The sequence below is a fragment of the Aggregatibacter kilianii genome (genome assembly GCF_003129965.1).
Taxonomy (GTDB): Bacteria; Pseudomonadota; Gammaproteobacteria; order Enterobacterales; family Pasteurellaceae; genus Aggregatibacter; species Aggregatibacter kilianii_A.
The window spans coordinates 117,496-133,611 of sequence record NZ_NRCJ01000001.1; the positions used below are offsets into that span (position 1 = coordinate 117,496).

Sequence of the window (16,116 nt, forward strand, 5' to 3'; positions counted from 1 at the left end):
ACGATGAGCATCCGAATTCTTCCCGAAAATGAAATTAAACAGGCGGCGGCCTCTTATGTGACGCCGCCGCTGCTGTTTTCCAATCCGAAAAATTTATATCAACGCCGCGCCGCACGCTTAAGAGAATTGGCACAGGATCATCCGCTCGCCGAGTATTTATTGTTTGCCGCCGCCATTGCCGATGCGCAGCTGGAACTCTTTGAAACGATGCCGATTCCGTCGGATCCGCGTTTGCAGGTGTTGTCTGCCGAGCAACTGGGGAACAAACCCTTAGATGTGAAAAACTGGCAACGCGACCCGATTTGGCGCCAATTATTGACCGCACTTTTAGCCAAATTAAAACCGTCCGCTAACGAGCAAATTCTTACCACCATCGAATGGTTGGAAAAAGCCGCCGACAGCGAATTGGAAGACCTTGCGGATAAGGTATTGGCGCAAGAGTTTTCCGTGATTTCCAGCGACAAAGCGGTATTTGTGTGGGCGGCGTTATCCTTATATTGGTTGCAATTAGTGCAACAAATCCCGCACAACGCCAAACAGGAAAACACGGAAAACCTGCACGTTTGCCCGGTTTGCGGCTCCGCACCGACCGCCAGTATGATTCATTTCGGCGCCAAGCAAGGCTTGCGCTACCTGCACTGTTCCTTATGCGAAAGCGAATGGAACATGGTGCGCAACCAATGCACCAACTGCGGACAAAGTAGCGATTTGGATTATTGGTCGTTTGACGAATATTTGGCGGCGATTCGCAGCGAAAGCTGCGGCAGTTGCCATAGCTACCTGAAAGCCTTATATCAGGAAAAAGATCCGAAAATGGAAGTCATCGCCGATGATTTGGCGTCCATCTTTTTGGATATGGAAATGGAGAAAAAAGGCTTTATGAAAAGCGGTTTAAACCCGTTTGTCTTCCCGGCGGAATGATTTAGCTAGGCGAAAAAACACGGAGAAAAACAACCGCACTTTTGCGAGAAAAAAGGCATCCGACGGATGCCTTTTGTTTTTTGGAGATTACTTACCGGACAAATCAATTTGATACACGGCGAAGCCCACCTCATCAGTGCCCACCTGTTTCATTGGGTACTGCGCTTTTTCTTTGATAAACGTTGCGGCTTGTTCGCTTGGCGAGGTTTCAAAGCGTACATCCAGTTTATCGTTGCCTTTCATCGGTACGAAGCGCCAGTTTTTATCGGCACTTGGATTCACAGCCCCCTCTTTTTCACTGGTGGCTTTGATGTAATCCGCCAGCACTTGACGATTTTCATCCGGCGCAGCGTACACAATGTGCTTGTCGCCGGTGCCCGGGAATTTGTCGCCGTACGCGCGATAATTGTTGGTGGCGATTAAAAACTCCGCTTTCGGATCCACCGCTTTACCTTGGTAGGTCAAATTCACCACGCGATGGGAATTCGGATTAATCAACTTACATTCACCGTCATAACGTGGCGGTTGGGTTAAATCATATTCGTACTGCACGCCGTCGATCACATCAAAGTTATAAGTGCGGAATCCTTCCCAATCCAGCAAAGATTGAGGTTTGTCGCTTTTCGGGTCGATTTGCTTAAACATCCCCGCACTGCATTCCAACCATTCTTTCAGTTGTTCGCCGTTGACTTTCACCACCACTAGCGTATTCGGATACAAATACAAATCTGCCGCATTACGGAAGGTCAATTCGCCTTTGTTCACTTCGGTGTAACCGGTCGGATCGTTTTTCCGTCCACCCACTTTAAACGGCGCGCCCGCACTTAAAATCGGCAAACCCGCCATTGCCGGCACGCTCGGCGCGACCTTTTCCACATAGGCTTTTTGTGCCTGATTGACGATTTGAATGGTCGGATCGTCCTGCACCAACGCCAAATAGCTATACATATTATCGGTGGCTTTGCCAATCGGCTGTGCCACGAATTTACGGGTAGCTTCATGAGTTTCTTTTAAAAGTGCGGTCATTTCTGCGTCATTTTCTACCAATGACTTTTTGTTTTCCGCGTCATAAATCGGGCGCAACACCGCTTTGCCGTCAGTCACAAGCCATTTCCCGTTATGCTCGGTCAGCACCAAATCCACCACGCTGATATTGTTCGCCCAATAGCCCGCCATGCTTTCCGGCACGCCTTTCACCGTGCCTTTGGCAAGGTCCGCATTCGGTGATTTGGCGAATTCTTTGTTTGGGAACAAACGATGGGCGTGTCCGAAAATCACCGCGTCGATGTGCGGCACATCGGCAAGGTAGAACGCCGCGTTCTCCGCACCTTCTTTATACGGCTCATCTGACGGGCCGGTATGCGCCAAGGCAACGATAATATCCGCCCCTTTTTGCTTCATTTCCGGCACATATTTTTGCGCGGTTTTAACGATATCGCGGGTTTCCACTTTGCCTGTTAAATTCGCCTTGTCCCACACCATAATTTGCGGCGGCACAAAACCGATATAACCGATTTTCAGCTTGTGGGATTTGCCCTGATTGTCCGTCACCGCCTTTTCCTGAATCACATAAGGCATGTAATAAGGCTCCTCGCTGCCTGCTTTCACCACATTGGCGTTCACGATGGGGAAATTCGCCTGTTTGATGGCATCGGCTAAATAATCCAAGCCGTAATTAAATTCGTGATTGCCCAGCGTGCCTACGTCATAATGCAACGCATTCAGGCACGCCACCGCCGGGTTCGGTTTGCCTTCTTTATAGCCGACCGCCGCCTGATAATCGGCAATCGGGTTGCCCTGAATCAAATCGCCGTTATCCACCAGCACGCTGTTTTTCGCTTCTGCGCGCGCCAGGCGAATCAAACTTGCCGCACGAGTAAAACCGAATTTCTCTGTCGGCGCGTCTTTGTAATAGTCAAAATCCGTCAAAAAACTGTGAATATCGGTGGTGCCGACAATACGCAAATCCACCTGATTATCGCTTTTGGCAAACGCCACGCGATGACAACCGAGCGCTAATACAGTACCCGCGCCGATTTGAATAAAACGTCTTCGATTCATCATAATAAGATCCTTAGTTGGGAAAAATACGGCTTTATTGTAAGGAAATCGAGAGGGCTTTGAAAGGGAAAGTGCGGTGGTTTTTCACGGTGAATTTTAATTTGGAAAAGCAAGAAATTTATCGAAAAAAATGACCGCACTTTTAGAACCGCAACGCAGAGAACGGTAAAAGTGCGGTCACAAAATCCAAAGGATTTTGAATGTTGGCGCTGCCAACGGCTCCGAAGGAGCAAATAAATCACTTCAGTGATTTATGAGTAAAATAGCAAGTGTTTTTAAAACTCATAACGAATGCCGACGTTAAAATTGCGTCCCGGTGCGCTGTAACGATCGGCGTTGGCGGAGGTAATCGCCAATGGGATGCTACTTGCCGGACGCCCCTGATCCTGCGTCGCCTTACTTAGCAGAGCAAGATAGGAAATGTCGTTCCAGTTCCAGTATTTTTTATCAAATAGGTTGTTTACGTTGGCGGTCAATGTCAGATTTTCCGTCGGTTTCCAATAAACGCCTAAGTCAAACAAGGAATAACCGCCTGTCGGGTTATACAGGTAAGCGGAGGATTGCTCAATGTCTTTGTCGGACTTGCCACGGTTATACGTCCATTGAATATTGGCGCCGTAGGTTTCCCCTTCGTAACCCAAACCGAATTTCACTTTTAACGGCTGGATACTGTTAATCGGTGTTTTCCCCCCGTTGTTGGTGGCTTTGCCGCGACTGTAAGAAATACCTTTAGTTAAGTAAAAGTCTTCATAAAACGTCCATTTCACATCGGCGGTGAAACCGTAAACTTTAGCTTTATCCAAATTGTCGTATTGAATAAAGGTGTTGTAGCCTTGTGTCGGCTTGGAGATCCAATCGATAAAGTTTTTGTAATGGTTGTAATACCCGGTGACCAAGTATTGCAGTCTGTCATTTTGACCTTTTACCCCGATTTCAAAGTTATCGGCGGTTTCGGAATGTAAATTCGGGTTACCGATGACGGCGACATTGGCAGTTTGCGGGCCCAATCCCGGCACGAAATAATTGACGCTTTCAAAGAAATAAGACGTTAGTTGTTGTGGCGATGGCGTTCTTACGCCTCGGGAATATTGTGCATACGGAATAAATTCCGGTGCGGCACGATATTCTAGGCTCAACTTCGGTGCGAATTTCGTTTCGGAACGTTTTGACGGTTGGAATTGTGAAACTTCGCTGTTACCGCCGGAAGGTTTCACCCGATAATACACAAAGCCGACTTGCGGTGTGACAACCCATTTCCCCAAAGCAATTTCATCTTCAAAATACCCTGTAATTTTATCTTGTTTCGTATCCGATGTCGGCTTTCCATTGAAGTAGGCTTGTCTGGAGTTGCCGTAAGCAGGACGTTCATAGTGTAAATAATTGGTGGCTTTGGTGTGGTTGTAACTTAAGCCGTAACGCAGAATTTGTGGAATATTTCCATCAATAAAACTCATTAAATGCGTGTTAATGCCATAAGTTTTATATTTCACGTCGGATTCTTCAAAACGGTAATTATGAGTACCCTGACGATAGCGATAGTTATCGGTGCCGGCATTTTGATAATAAACCTGCGTTTTCGCGTTTTGTAGCCAACCGTGTTCGTTGTTGTAGTCGTGGCTTAATGAAAAACGAGTACGCTTCACGCGGTCAATGGCGTTGCCTTTGGTCTGGATACCTGTGTTTCTATCAATATTGGTATCGTTTAATGTCAGTAAATCAGTCTTAATTTTTTTACGTTGATACTCAAAAGCCGCACCAATACGATGTTGATCATTTAACTGATAGTAATGTTTGGTGAGAACATAATTATTTTGTGTATCCGCCGGATTCGGTTCGGTGCGATTTACGCCGGTGCCGGCATTGGAACCTTTATTATCGGTTTGATCGCCGTTGCGAACGGTGGTCATCACCATGCCCTCATAATCTCCGGCTTTCCCTGCACCACCGAGGGTGCCGTAAACGGAATTATCAGCACTGCTATAACCGCTTCCGATAAAACCGCCGAGAGCACGCCCTTTCAATACATCTGCAGGTTCCAGTGTCGCGAAATTCACACTGCCCGATAAACTGTTGGCGGAGCCGGCATATTGCACGTCCGCACTACGCAGACCGCTCACATCCACATAATCGGCTCGTCCGAATTCCACGCCGTAAGAAATAAAATGCTTGCTTTCTTGCGCTTCCGGCAATGGAATGCCATCGACGGTGGTGGTGACGCGGTTACCTTGCAAACCACGAATATTCACCCCTTCACCACCAGAACGCGCCGTTTGTAATTGGCTGACGTTCACGTCTAGTTTATTGGAAAACAGATCTTTCACATCTTTCGCCTGACGCAAGAAAATATCTTTGCTATCCACTTTGGTGTTGACCAACGTGTCGCTGGTTTCAATTTCAACAACGGAAATTTCCTCTAATTGATTGGTTTCCTCCGCCATTGCCATATTTTGGTAGGTACAAACCGCGGCAACCAATGCCGCCAGTTTTGTTTTTTTAAGCATAGTAACTCCATAATTTGCCATTAAGAATGGTTCTCAATTATATAGATGAACGTAGGGATAACCTACTAAAATTCTAAGAATACGCAAAATAGTTTTCGGCATATGAAAATTTACATTTACCTTCTAATAAATCTCGTTAAAATACATGAGAATTATTTTCAATCACAAAAATGAGGAGATTTAGGATGTTGAAAAAGACATTATTGGCGTTAACCTGCATTGCAGTGGCAACATCTGCGTTAGCAAAAGACGTGACCATTCCTACCGCGCGCGGCGAAGTGACATTGGATGCACCGCCGGCGAAAATCGCGGTATTTGATACGGGAAGTTTGGATACGTTGCAAGCCTTGGGCGTGAAAGTGGACGGTGCGGCGGATGTAGGTAAACTGCTTCCTTATTTGAAACCGACCTTGGAACAGGCAAAAAATGTCGGTACGATTTTTGAGCCGAATCTGGAAGCCTTAAATGAACTAAAACCGGATTTGATTATTGTCGGCACCCGTACCGCAAAAAAATTTGATGACGTAAGCGCCATTGGCAAAACTATTGATTTAACCGACAACGGCGATAAATTGATTGAAAGCGGTATTCAACGTATTGAAAGTTTCGGCAAGCTGTTTGATAAACAGGCAGAAGCGGATAAATTGAAAGCGGAAATCGAAACCCTGTTTAACCAAACCAAAGAAGCTGTGAAAGGCAAAGGCAACGGCTTAATTATTTTGGTTAACGGCGGCAAAATCTCGGCGTTCGGCAAAGGCTATCGTTTGAGTTTTATCCACGATGATTTGGGCGTGCCGATGGCGGATGCCAATATTAACAGCAGCGGGCATGGTCAGCCGGTGAGCTTTGAATTTATTGAAAAAACCAATCCGGACTGGTTGTTTGTGTTAGACCGCATTGCCGCTATCGGACAAGAAGGTAAAAGCGCAAAAGAAGTGTTGGATAACGAGTTGATTCATCACACCAAAGCCTGGAAAAACGGCAATATCGTGTATTTAAGCGGTGCGTCTTACCTCGCTCCGGGCGGCGTGGAACAATTAAAAATGGATTTAAACAACATTAAATCCGCTTTTGAGAAAAAATAATCGCCAATCTCCGTTAATGGTTCTCTCCTACAGGAGAGAACTTTTTTGTGTTAAGCCAACATGTCGAACGTTTTCACCCTAAATCGAATAAATTTTTTCATTCTTCTGTTGCTCTCGCTTCTCAGCATTACCGTGGGCGTGGCGGATTTTCATTGGTCGCAGTTTTTTTCCCACCCGGAACAAATGCAGGTGTTGCTGATCAGCCGATTGCCAAGAACCGCCGCCGTAATTTTAGTGGGCGCAACCCTTGGCGTAGCGGGCATGGTGCTACAAATCGTGTTAAAAAACCGCTTTATTGAACCCGGCATGATCGGTGCCAGCCAAAGCGCGGCGGTCGGCGTGTTATTAATCAGTCTCCTCCTCCCAAGTGCCGCTCCGCTCCTCAAGATGTCGGTCGCCACCCTAAGTGCGCTGGTCGGCATGGGTATCTTTATGCTACTCCTGCAAAAATTACCGCCCCACCAAAGTCTCATGGTGCCCTTGGTGGGGATCGTGTTCGGTAACATCATTGAAGCGGTCACAACCTTTATTGCTTACGAAACGGATAGCATACAAATCCTTTCTATTTGGTTCGCCGGTGATTTTTCCGCCGTCCTTGCAGGACGCTATGAATTGCTGTGGCTGACAGCGATACTTGCCGTACTGGTTTATATTATGGCGGATCAATTGAGTATTACCGGCTTAGGACGCAACATCAGCACCGCACTCGGCATCAATTACCGCCAAATGACTTGGTTTGCGTTAATTGTGGTTGCCATGATTACGGCGGTGGTGGTCGTCACCGTGGGGCAAATTCCTTTTATCGGTTTAGTGGTGCCCAATATCATTTCCCGCCTGTCCGGCGATCGTCTGCGTCAGAATCTGCCTTCCGTGGTATTGCTCGGGGCCAATTTGGTGCTGATTTGCGACATTGTAGGGCGGGTGATTAATGCGCCTTATGAAGTGCCGATTTCCACGGTTTTCGGTATCGTCGGCACGTTGATTTTCCTCTATTTATTGTTTAAGGGGAAAGCTCATGGGAAATAATCGTTTAATGCTGTTTCTAGGCGTGTTACTCGCCCTTGCCTGTGTCTTTTTCATGAGCTACAACGCAAACGGTAACTGGGATTTTGTCTTGCCATTCCGAGGCAAAAAGCTCTTGTTATTGCTCATCATGGCTTACACCATCGGCATTTCCACACTGTTGTTCCAAACATTGACCAACAACCCTATTCTCACGCCAAGCATTTTGGGCTTTGATTCCCTGTATTTATTGGTACAAAGCCTGCTGGTGTTTATTTTCGGCGGCATCGGTTTCACACAATTAAACATCGCCGGCAAATTTGCCTTTGAAACGCTGCTCATGCTGTTCGGCGCCCTCTTGCTCTTCCGCACCTTAACCCAAAATAACAGCGACTTAGCGCGTATGATTTTAGTGGGGATTATTTTCGGCGTGTTATTCCGTAGTCTGAATAACTTACTGCAACGCATGATCGATCCCAATGAATTTGCCGTGGCGCAAGGTTCTTCCTTCGCCAGTTTTAACACGGTCAACCCGACATTACTTTGGATCGGCACGGCAATCACGCTCGTCAGCGCCCTCTGGATTTGGCAACAACGGTTTAAATTAGACGTCCTGCTACTCGGGCGTGATCGCGCCATCGGACTCGGTTTGGAATATCATCAATTCAGCCGTCAACTACTCATTTGCTGTGCATTTTTGGTCTCCGTTTCCACCGCACTTGTCGGCCCGATTCTGTTCCTGGGCTTGTTGGTGTGCGCCATCGTCAACGCCATTAGCCCGACCATGCAGCACAACCGACGCATTCCCATGACATTCATGGTGTCTGCCATCACGCTGGTAAGCGGTCAAGCTTTATTCGAACAAGTAATGAAAATGCAAGGCGTACTCAGCGTAGTCATCGAATTTGTCGGCGGTTTGGTATTTATCTATTTAATGTTAAAACGGGCAAAATAAAGGAATTTCTTGTGATAAAAATCGAAAACATTACCTATAACATCGGTCATGCTACCATTTTGAATAACATCAATCTCACCATTCCCAACGGCGGCGTGACGGCACTTATCGGTCCGAACGGCGCGGGAAAATCCACATTGTTATCCTTAATTGCCCGTTTAAATCCCATTCAGCAGGGGAAGATTTGGCTAAATGACATGGACATCGCCAATACCGCCTCACGCACCATCGCGCAAAATCTGGCAATCCTGACCCAAGATAACGTGATTCACAGCCGTATTACCGTGCAGGATTTGCTCTTTTTCGGACGCTACCCGCACCACCAAGGCAGACCGACGGAAGAAGACAAACGCATTGTTCAGGAAGCATTAAAACGTTTTGATTTGGATCCCCTCGCCTATCGCTTCTTAAGCGAACTCTCCGGCGGACAACGGCAACGGGCGCTTATCGCCATGACCTTCTGCCAAAAAACCGATCACGTTCTGCTTGACGAACCGCTGAATAATCTGGATATGTTCCATGCCCGCGAACTCATGCGCCTGTTACGCCAACTCACCGACGAACTGGCGCTCACCACCGTCATGGTTGTCCACGACATCAACATGGCAGCCGCCTACGCCGACACTATTGTCGCCATGAAAAACGGCGAAATCGCCATGATCGGCACGCCCGCAGAAATCATCACGAAAGCTAACTTAAAAACCGTATTTAATCTGGATGCGGACGTATTGGATTATCAGGGGAAAAGGTTGGTGGTGCATCATATGTGATGTACGTTATAGCGAAAGTGCGGTGGATTTTCGCGGTGTTTTTAAAAACACTTGGAAAATCCACCGCACTTTTTTGTGAATTCTAAACCAAAATCACCCGAATGCCTTTTTCTTCCGTGAGGATTTTATACAGATTCGGATCGAGGTTTTTATCCGTGATGACTACATCGATTTTTTCCAGCGGACAAACCACATTCGGGCTGCGACGGTTGAATTTTGAGGAATCTGCCAGCACAATAATTTCTCTGGCGGCGCTGCACATGGCTTTGCTTACGCCATGTACTTCATTAAATGTGGTTAAACCGACATTCAGATCGAAACCATCGGTGCCGATAAATAATTTATCAAACGAAAATTTCTCAAAGGTGGACTCCGCCAAGATGCCGTGGAAAGATCCGGATTTAGCGCGATAAGTACCGCCACACATTAATAATTCATGGTCGCAATCCAAATTCGTCAATGCGTTAATGAAATGCAGACTGTTGGTCATGATGGTCAGATTATTCAACTTCGCCAAGAACGGAATCATTTGTAACACCGTGCTACCTGAATCCACAATCATTGAATCACCGTCTTTGAGCAATTCCACGGCAGCCTGCGCAATTTTTCTTTTGGTTTCAAGGTTAATACCTGCCTTGTTGACGATAGGCAGTTCAGATTCTTCGTTATTGGTCGTGTTGGTTAAAACTACGCTGCCATAAGTGCGTAGAACTTTGTTATCTTCTTCCAATGCGGTGAGATCTTTGCGAATGGTAGTGCCGGTGGTATTAAAATGTTCGGCAAGCTGCTCTACGGGCGTTCTGCCGTGAAGTTTCAGATAATCTAAAATTGCCTGTTGTCTTTCTCTTGGTTTCATAGAAATAAAATGTCATGTTAAACGGATTGCCTCGGCAAGTGCCTCTTGTGCATTTCGATCAGAGGGAAAAATTACCTGCGGACGAATTTCATCGTAGTGTAGCCCTTTTAGGGCGGGAATCGGTTGCGGGCGGGAGAATACCGTCAAGCCTTTCATCATAATAGAATCCGTAACATGACGATTTTCATCAAAGGCAACGGCGATAACCACTTTTGCTTTAAACCGACCTTTTGTGCGACCAATCCCCACTTTGCCTCGTTTGCACAGCAACTCAAACGCTTTATTGAAACGGGAAACCTGCCACCAGCCGAGGAGGATTTGTAATAGCCAGGCGCCAACGGCAATAAAAATCAGCGTATTGGTTGTATTTTGCATAAATTATCTCATATTTTGAAAGCAATTTAACGATTAACGAAACATTTTATAAGGTTTTTCGTCCAAAAGCGCTTTCCCAGTCAAGTTCAAATTTATCCAATGCGGCAAAAACGGCAGGATCGGATAAAAATTGTTGGGCTATGTCCGGACCGACAGTCACGCTTTGACATCCGGCCAGCAAGCAATCCAGCACTTGACGCGGCGTGCGGAAACTTGCCGCCAATACCATGGATTGCGGTGCATGTAAGTCAATCAGCGTTTGCAATTCGGCTACCACCGCAATGCCGTCCCCGCCCTGGCTATCGATTCGATTTACGTAAGGCGCAACATATTTTGCGCCGGCAAGAGCGGATAACAATCCCTGCACAGAACCGTAAACCGCCGTACCTAACGTCGGCACGCCAAGTTCGGTTAATTTAGCTATTGCCGCTATGCCTTCGGGAATCACGGGGACTTTTACCACAATAGAAGGAATGCGCTCCCGCAGTTTTAATGCATCCTCCACCATTTCCTCGGTGGAACGCCCTATCACTTGCGCGAAAAGTTGTCCTTTATCACCGAAAATGTCCTGCAATTCGGTCAAGACATCAAATAACGGACGTCCTTCTTTTGCGACAATACTCGGGTTGGTCGTCACGCCGGCAAGGGGCAAAGTGCGGTGTAATTTTCGGACGATTTCAACGTTAGCCGTATCCAAATAAAATTCCATCGTGAAACTCCCTAATAATAAAGAAACAAAGGCGGCGCGCAAAACCGCCTGTGAATCGGGTTAGAACATCACCTGTCCGCCGGTAATATTGATGGATTGACCGGTGCAATAAGATGCCTGTTCGCTTGAGTAGAACAATAACACATTCAACACATCTTGATAATCGCAACCGCGTTTGAGCGGCACTTTATCAATATAAACCTGCTCCACCTCACTTTCCGGAATGCCTAATTTTTTCGCATATTGTGGAATCAGCGATTGGAACATCGGCGATTTGAGCAAATTCCCCAACATCAGCGAGTTGACGGTAATGCCGTTATCTGCAAGATCCAGCGCCAACGATTGGGTCAGTCCAACACCGCCGAATTTTGCCGCACTATAACCGGAATTGTGTTTACTGCCCACTTTGCCCGATTTTGAATTAATTTGAATAATACGCCCTTTAACACCATCGCGCACCATCAGTTTGGCGAACTCTCTGGCGCACAGGAAATAACCGGTTAAATTCACCTTCACGGAAAATTCAAAATCTTTCAGTGGAAAAGCGGTAATCGGTGCGGCTTTTGCCACGCCGGCGCTATACACCAACAAATCGGCGCGTCCAAAAGCATGATCCACATCTTGTGCCAAGCGGATTACGCTGTTCTCATCAGTGGCATCCACCTGAAAACCTTTGGCAACATCCTGCCCCGCTTTTTGGTTGATTTCCGCGGCGGTTTTCTGTGCATTTTCACCGTTTAAATCGGCAACAGCAACGCGATAGCCGTTTTCCGCCAGTCCTGTACATAAAAATGCACCCAGTGTTTGTCCGCCGCCAATGACGACCGCTACTTTACTACTCATAATATAACTCCTTAATTTGACAAAAATAGATACTTAACTTCGGCAGATTTTTAATACGCTACCCACATCAATGGAAACGGGAATCGCGCCCTGTACATGGATCGTGCCCGGGTATTCCGCCACGTCGGCACCATCAAAACGCCAGGTAACATGGCCCAATTCTTTCAAATTGAAAGAGGCCACACCGCCCACTGCCGTAATTGGGTAAACCACACCATCAATCTCCAATACATCGCCTACTTTCACGTCATCAATGAGTTCACCGTGTTCATGAATAAAACAATAATCTTCCAAATCCGCCGGCGCCCCTTGCTTAAAGGTAATCATCATGTTTTCCTCTAACGCATCACGGGCAAAATTGCCGATTTTATTGAAGGTGGTTTGATAAAGAATCGTCATCGTCTGCTCTCCTTTGAGAAAAAAAACCCCCTAACCCCACTTTACTCATGAAAGGGGAATCTTTTGTCTTTCCCGCCGGGAAAGAAGGGTTAAGGGAAGTGGATTATTGATAAATGAAGGCGGAAACAACCCATGCGATTAATACGGTTGGCGCGCCGGTTAAGAAGCGACTGACCAACACGGAAGGCACACCTACCCGCACGGTATCTTGTTTTGCTTCCGCCATGGAAAGCCCGACAGGAATAAAGTCACAGGCGGCTTGTGCGTTGATGGCAAATAACGCCGGTAACGCCAAGGCTGGTGGAATGTTGCCCGCACCGATTTGTACGCCGACCAATACGCCAATTACTTGCGCAATAACTGCGCCTGGGCCTAAGAACGGGGAAAGTAACGGGAAGGAACAAATTAATGCCAACGTCACCAAACCGATTGGGCTACTTGCCAACGGCGTTAATCCGTTTGCGATCCAGTCACCTAAGCCGGAAGCGATGATGATCCCGATTAGTGCGGAAACAAATGCCATGAACGGCAAAATGGTTTTTAACACAGTATCAATGGTATCACGGCCCGCTTGGAAAAATACCGCCACAATAGAGCCCATGCCCATGCCGATTTTCGCCAACAAACCGTCACTTTGTGACGTGATTTTTTTCGAACCATCGTAGTCTTTCACCGATTTTTGTGTAACCTGCGCAGCTTTTTCGGGTGCTGCAACCTGCTCGGCTGTGGGAATATCGCTATCAATCAGCTTAATGTTGTTTTCTTTCACGGCAGACACATAAATGTCTTCCACGATAAATTCGGCTAATGGACCTGACTTTCCGGTAGCGTGAATATTAATGGTCGGAATACGACGTTTTGGATAAAGTCCGCAACGTAATACGCCGCCGCAGTCGATAATCGCAATACCGATTTCTTCGCCTGCCGGCTCGCCTTCTTTGAAACCGTCAACGGCTTCCCAACCGGTCAGTTCTACCAATTTGTCCACGATTGACGGACGGGTTCCGGCCGTCATGTACAGTACTTTTTTGCCTTCAACGACAGGTAAAGTCAAAGGACCACCCCAGCCGCCATTACCTTTTTCGATATATAACGCTTTGCTCATGTTACGATTCCTTCTTATAAGTGAACTTCACGATCGAGCTTAATGCCCATACGTTTTTCAAAAATCGCCGTGGTAAAGTCGGTAATCCAACCACGGAAGAAGTTGGTCACCATTCCCACCAATAAATAGCTCACCGCCAGCGGTCCCAATGGCAATCCCAACGTTGTCAAACCGTTTGCAATGCCCAAATAAACGAACAGTTCTCCCGGGTTAATATGCGGAAACAAACCGTTCATGGAGTGACAACTGTAAGATGCCGCCGCGTAATAACTCGGTTTATAACGTTCCGGCAAGAAACGCCCTAAGCTCAATGTCATCGGATTACAGAAAATGAAAGTGCCGATAACGGGAAGAATCAAATAGCGTGAAATAGGATTGCCGGCACTACGTTGTGCAAGGCGCTCAATACGTTCTTGACCAACAAACTTGATCAAAGCATTCATTACAACGAGAAGAGAGATAAGTAACGGCAGAATTCCCGTGACCATACCGACAAAGGTTTCACCACCTTTTTGGAACAGCCCGATAAACCATTCTGCGGCGTGAGTAATGTATTCCATAAATGCAACCCCATAGTTTGAATTGAAAGATAACCTACATCTGAATAATCAAAATGATTAATCATTGAAAGCATTTTATTTCAAAACAAAATATAAAAATGTGATCAATGTCTCATTTTAATAAATTTACTTTCATTTTGAATGAAAAATATTTTAATTAAAATATTATTTAGAAAAATTAAAGGGAGGAAAATTTTAGTTCAAACCAGAAAAGAGAGTAATTGGCAAGTAATAACAACAGAAATGCAATGGGAAGTGAACAACAAAAAAGCCTAGAAAAAATTCTAGGCTTTTATTCGCTAAAAGTGCGGTCGAAAAAATAATATTTTTTCTGACCGCACTTTTACACTTAACGCAATAAACGTTCCACTTCATTCGCTTTAACCAGGAATTGTTTACGTTCGGCGGTGCCCATGCCGCTGTTGCCCCCCGGGAGTTTGACGGTGAGCGGGTTGACCGGGCGTCCGTTAATGTGGAACTCGTAGTGCAGATGCGGACCAGTGGAACCGCCGGTGTTGCCGGATAAAGCGATACGTTCGCCTTTCTTCACGGTTTGTCCAACTTTCACCAACGGGCGACTGAGGTGCATATACACAGTTTGGTATTCACGGGAATGGCGTAGCACCACATAACGCCCTGCACCGTAGGCTTGATAAGCAATTTTTTCAACCGTACCGTCAGCCGGTGCAATGACCGGTGTGCCTGTCGGCATGGCAAAATCCACACCCTTATGTGGTGCAATACGTCCCGTGATCGGATGGCGACGGCGCGGATTAAATGGTGATGAGACTCGCGCCTGACGCTGCAACGGATAGCGGGCGAAACCTTTGCCCAGCGTTTCCCCTTGGCGGTTATAGTAACGACCGTTGCTCGCTTGAATAGCGTAATAGCTCTTGCCATTGCTGACAATGTGAATGCCCTCAACGTTACCTTGCCCGGTACGTTTATCTTCCAGATATTCACGGGAAACCAAAATGGAAATCTTCGTGCCTTTTTTCAGCTGTTTCAAGCTGACCTGCCATTGCAACGCGGAGAATAGCTGATAAATCTGACGATTATCCAAGCCAAGCTTTTTCAGGCTGTTCACGAAAGAACCTTCCATTTCGCCGCGCAGTACTTCCCGTTTCCAAACGCTTTTTTTCTCAACAATTTGGCGCTTAAATTTGCCGTCCGCCTTTAATTCGTAAATGTGTTCTTTCTTCTGTGAAACCAACCAATTCAAATATTCCAATTCGCCTTCATTATTTAAGATCCAGTAGAATTGTTGCCCCGCCTGTAAATGTTTCAACTCGGGATAAGAGGCGATAAGCTGTTTACTGGTGTCATCTTCCAAACCGGATAACTCCAATACGTCTTTTAACGTATCGCCTTTAACGACGGTATGGCTGAATTGATCTTTAATGCGAATCGCCTGATCAGCAACATCTAAGATACTTGTGACCGCACTTTTCGCATCGTCCGGCAGTTTATCCAAATCATCAAATTCATCGTGAGTTTTGACTTCTTCCACTTCATCATCTTTACCGACGTCATCATCATAAGAGGTGGCGTTATTGTCAACCGTACTAATACCGAGCGTATCCGCCAGAATTTGCAATTCATGGGAAACCTCGTTGGCGAAGGACATGGTGTACGCGGAAGCCGGGTAAAGATCGTCGGACAAAATATCCTGAAACTGCTCTTCACCATCGGCAAAGCCGTTATTTCTTAAGGTATCGGAATAAGTGGGGTTATCGACAGTGTCGATTTTTTCAGAAGCGGAATCATTCAAATGTAAAAAAAGCCCGGTAAAAATAGAAAAAAGCGCAATAAAAAAAACAATCGCTTTAATACGCGATTTTCTTTTACGGCGATCTCTTGCCAATTTTACATGTTGCACGACGTTGATTCCTTGACTACGGATTATGGTTTAAGTGTATTTATGACCAAACAAATGTTAAAAAATTCAGCGAAAAATGATAAATGCCGAACAAA

General features: G+C 46.3%; 15 protein-coding genes. 5 read left to right on the forward strand and 10 right to left on the reverse strand.

Translation table 11 applies throughout. The features are described from left to right. Nucleotides 1-3 precede the first annotated feature (3 nt). Nucleotides 4-921, forward strand: a complete 918-nt coding sequence (gene fdhE / locus DK430_RS00545) for a formate dehydrogenase accessory protein FdhE (protein WP_109077173.1) — start codon at nt 4-6, stop codon at nt 919-921. An 87-nt stretch (nt 922-1,008) separates the two neighbouring features. On the opposite strand, the gene cpdB is transcribed toward fdhE, so the two are convergent. Further along, a complete protein-coding gene (cpdB, locus tag DK430_RS00550; protein WP_109077174.1) occupies nt 1,009-2,985 on the reverse strand; it encodes a 2',3'-cyclic-nucleotide 2'-phosphodiesterase in 1,977 nt (658 codons plus the stop codon). Between the two features lie 272 nt (nt 2,986-3,257). Further along, the gene (locus tag DK430_RS00555) at nt 3,258-5,483 is read right to left on the reverse strand and encodes a TonB-dependent hemoglobin/transferrin/lactoferrin family receptor (protein ID WP_109077175.1); all 2,226 of its coding nucleotides are present in this window, start codon (nt 5,481-5,483) and stop codon (nt 3,258-3,260) included. 185 nt (nt 5,484-5,668) lie between these two features. On the opposite strand from DK430_RS00555, the gene DK430_RS00560 reads away from it, so the two are divergent. From DK430_RS00560 to DK430_RS00575, 4 genes are read left to right on the forward strand one after another with little or no spacing between them, the layout of a single operon-like run. After that, nucleotides 5,669-6,568, forward strand: a complete 900-nt coding sequence (locus DK430_RS00560) for a siderophore ABC transporter substrate-binding protein (protein ID WP_109077176.1) — start codon at nt 5,669-5,671, stop codon at nt 6,566-6,568. A 60-nt stretch (nt 6,569-6,628) separates the two neighbouring features. Further along, nucleotides 6,629-7,594 carry an ABC transporter permease gene (locus DK430_RS00565; protein ID WP_109077177.1) on the forward strand — a complete coding sequence of 322 codons (966 nt, stop codon included), beginning with the start codon at nt 6,629-6,631 and terminating at the stop codon, nt 7,592-7,594. After that, nucleotides 7,584-8,525, forward strand: coding sequence for an iron chelate uptake ABC transporter family permease subunit (locus DK430_RS00570; RefSeq protein WP_109077178.1), 942 nt, complete (start codon nt 7,584-7,586; stop codon nt 8,523-8,525). Before DK430_RS00565 ends, DK430_RS00570 begins: the two co-directional genes overlap by 11 nt. 11 nt (nt 8,526-8,536) lie before the next feature. Further along, nucleotides 8,537-9,295: an iron ABC transporter ATP-binding protein gene (locus tag DK430_RS00575; protein WP_109077179.1), complete on the forward strand. Its 759-nt coding sequence runs from the start codon at nt 8,537-8,539 to the stop codon at nt 9,293-9,295. Between the two features lie 82 nt (nt 9,296-9,377). On the opposite strand, the gene srlR is transcribed toward DK430_RS00575, so the two are convergent. From srlR to mepM, 8 genes are all read right to left on the reverse strand, one after another. Continuing rightward, complete coding sequence (gene srlR, locus DK430_RS00580) at nt 9,378-10,151, reverse strand: glucitol operon DNA-binding transcriptional repressor SrlR (RefSeq protein ID WP_109077180.1); 774 nt, start codon at nt 10,149-10,151, stop codon at nt 9,378-9,380. A 12-nt stretch (nt 10,152-10,163) separates the two neighbouring features. Next, entirely contained in the window at nt 10,164-10,526 is a 363-nt protein-coding gene (gene gutM / locus DK430_RS00585; protein ID WP_109077181.1) for a transcriptional regulator GutM, read from the reverse strand. 46 nt (nt 10,527-10,572) lie between these two features. Next, a complete protein-coding gene (gene fsa, locus DK430_RS00590; RefSeq protein WP_109077182.1) occupies nt 10,573-11,235 on the reverse strand; it encodes a fructose-6-phosphate aldolase in 663 nt (220 codons plus the stop codon). 60 nt (nt 11,236-11,295) lie between these two features. After that, on the reverse strand, nt 11,296-12,078 hold the full coding sequence (srlD, locus tag DK430_RS00595; RefSeq protein ID WP_109077183.1) for a sorbitol-6-phosphate dehydrogenase: 783 nt from the start codon (nt 12,076-12,078) through the stop codon (nt 11,296-11,298). A gap of 33 nt (nt 12,079-12,111) precedes the next feature. After that, nucleotides 12,112-12,477, reverse strand: a complete 366-nt coding sequence (gene srlB / locus DK430_RS00600; RefSeq protein ID WP_109077184.1) for a PTS glucitol/sorbitol transporter subunit IIA — start codon at nt 12,475-12,477, stop codon at nt 12,112-12,114. Nucleotides 12,478-12,580: 103 nt separating this feature from the next. Then, nucleotides 12,581-13,582, reverse strand: coding sequence for a PTS glucitol/sorbitol transporter subunit IIB (srlE, locus tag DK430_RS00605; protein ID WP_109077185.1), 1,002 nt, complete (start codon nt 13,580-13,582; stop codon nt 12,581-12,583). Nucleotides 13,583-13,596: 14 nt separating this feature from the next. Further along, a complete protein-coding gene (srlA, locus tag DK430_RS00610; protein WP_109077186.1) occupies nt 13,597-14,142 on the reverse strand; it encodes a PTS glucitol/sorbitol transporter subunit IIC in 546 nt (181 codons plus the stop codon). A gap of 349 nt (nt 14,143-14,491) precedes the next feature. Continuing rightward, on the reverse strand, nt 14,492-16,021 hold the full coding sequence (gene mepM, locus DK430_RS00615) for a murein DD-endopeptidase MepM (protein WP_109077187.1): 1,530 nt from the start codon (nt 16,019-16,021) through the stop codon (nt 14,492-14,494). Between the last annotated feature and the right edge of the window lie 95 nt (nt 16,022-16,116).

Excerpts from the sequence above, each read along its gene's own strand:
- DK430_RS00555 (WP_109077175.1), bottom strand. The coding sequence starts at position 5,483 with ATGCTTAAAAAAACAAAACTGGCGGCATTGGTTGCCGCGGTTTGTACC.
- DK430_RS00570 (WP_109077178.1), top strand. The coding sequence starts at position 7,584 with ATGGGAAATAATCGTTTAATGCTGTTTCTAGGCGTGTTACTCGCCCTT.
- DK430_RS00565 (WP_109077177.1), top strand. The coding sequence starts at position 6,629 with ATGTCGAACGTTTTCACCCTAAATCGAATAAATTTTTTCATTCTTCTG.
- srlE (WP_109077185.1), bottom strand. The coding sequence starts at position 13,582 with ATGAGCAAAGCGTTATATATCGAAAAAGGTAATGGCGGCTGGGGTGGT.
- srlR (WP_109077180.1), bottom strand. The coding sequence starts at position 10,151 with ATGAAACCAAGAGAAAGACAACAGGCAATTTTAGATTATCTGAAACTT.
- DK430_RS00560 (WP_109077176.1), top strand. The coding sequence starts at position 5,669 with ATGTTGAAAAAGACATTATTGGCGTTAACCTGCATTGCAGTGGCAACA.
- srlA (WP_109077186.1), bottom strand. The coding sequence starts at position 14,142 with ATGGAATACATTACTCACGCCGCAGAATGGTTTATCGGGCTGTTCCAA.
- cpdB (WP_109077174.1), bottom strand. The coding sequence starts at position 2,985 with ATGATGAATCGAAGACGTTTTATTCAAATCGGCGCGGGTACTGTATTA.
- fsa (WP_109077182.1), bottom strand. The coding sequence starts at position 11,235 with ATGGAATTTTATTTGGATACGGCTAACGTTGAAATCGTCCGAAAATTA.
- srlD (WP_109077183.1), bottom strand. The coding sequence starts at position 12,078 with ATGAGTAGTAAAGTAGCGGTCGTCATTGGCGGCGGACAAACACTGGGT.
- gutM (WP_109077181.1), bottom strand. The coding sequence starts at position 10,526 with ATGCAAAATACAACCAATACGCTGATTTTTATTGCCGTTGGCGCCTGG.
- srlB (WP_109077184.1), bottom strand. The coding sequence starts at position 12,477 with ATGACGATTCTTTATCAAACCACCTTCAATAAAATCGGCAATTTTGCC.
- fdhE (WP_109077173.1), top strand. The coding sequence starts at position 4 with ATGAGCATCCGAATTCTTCCCGAAAATGAAATTAAACAGGCGGCGGCC.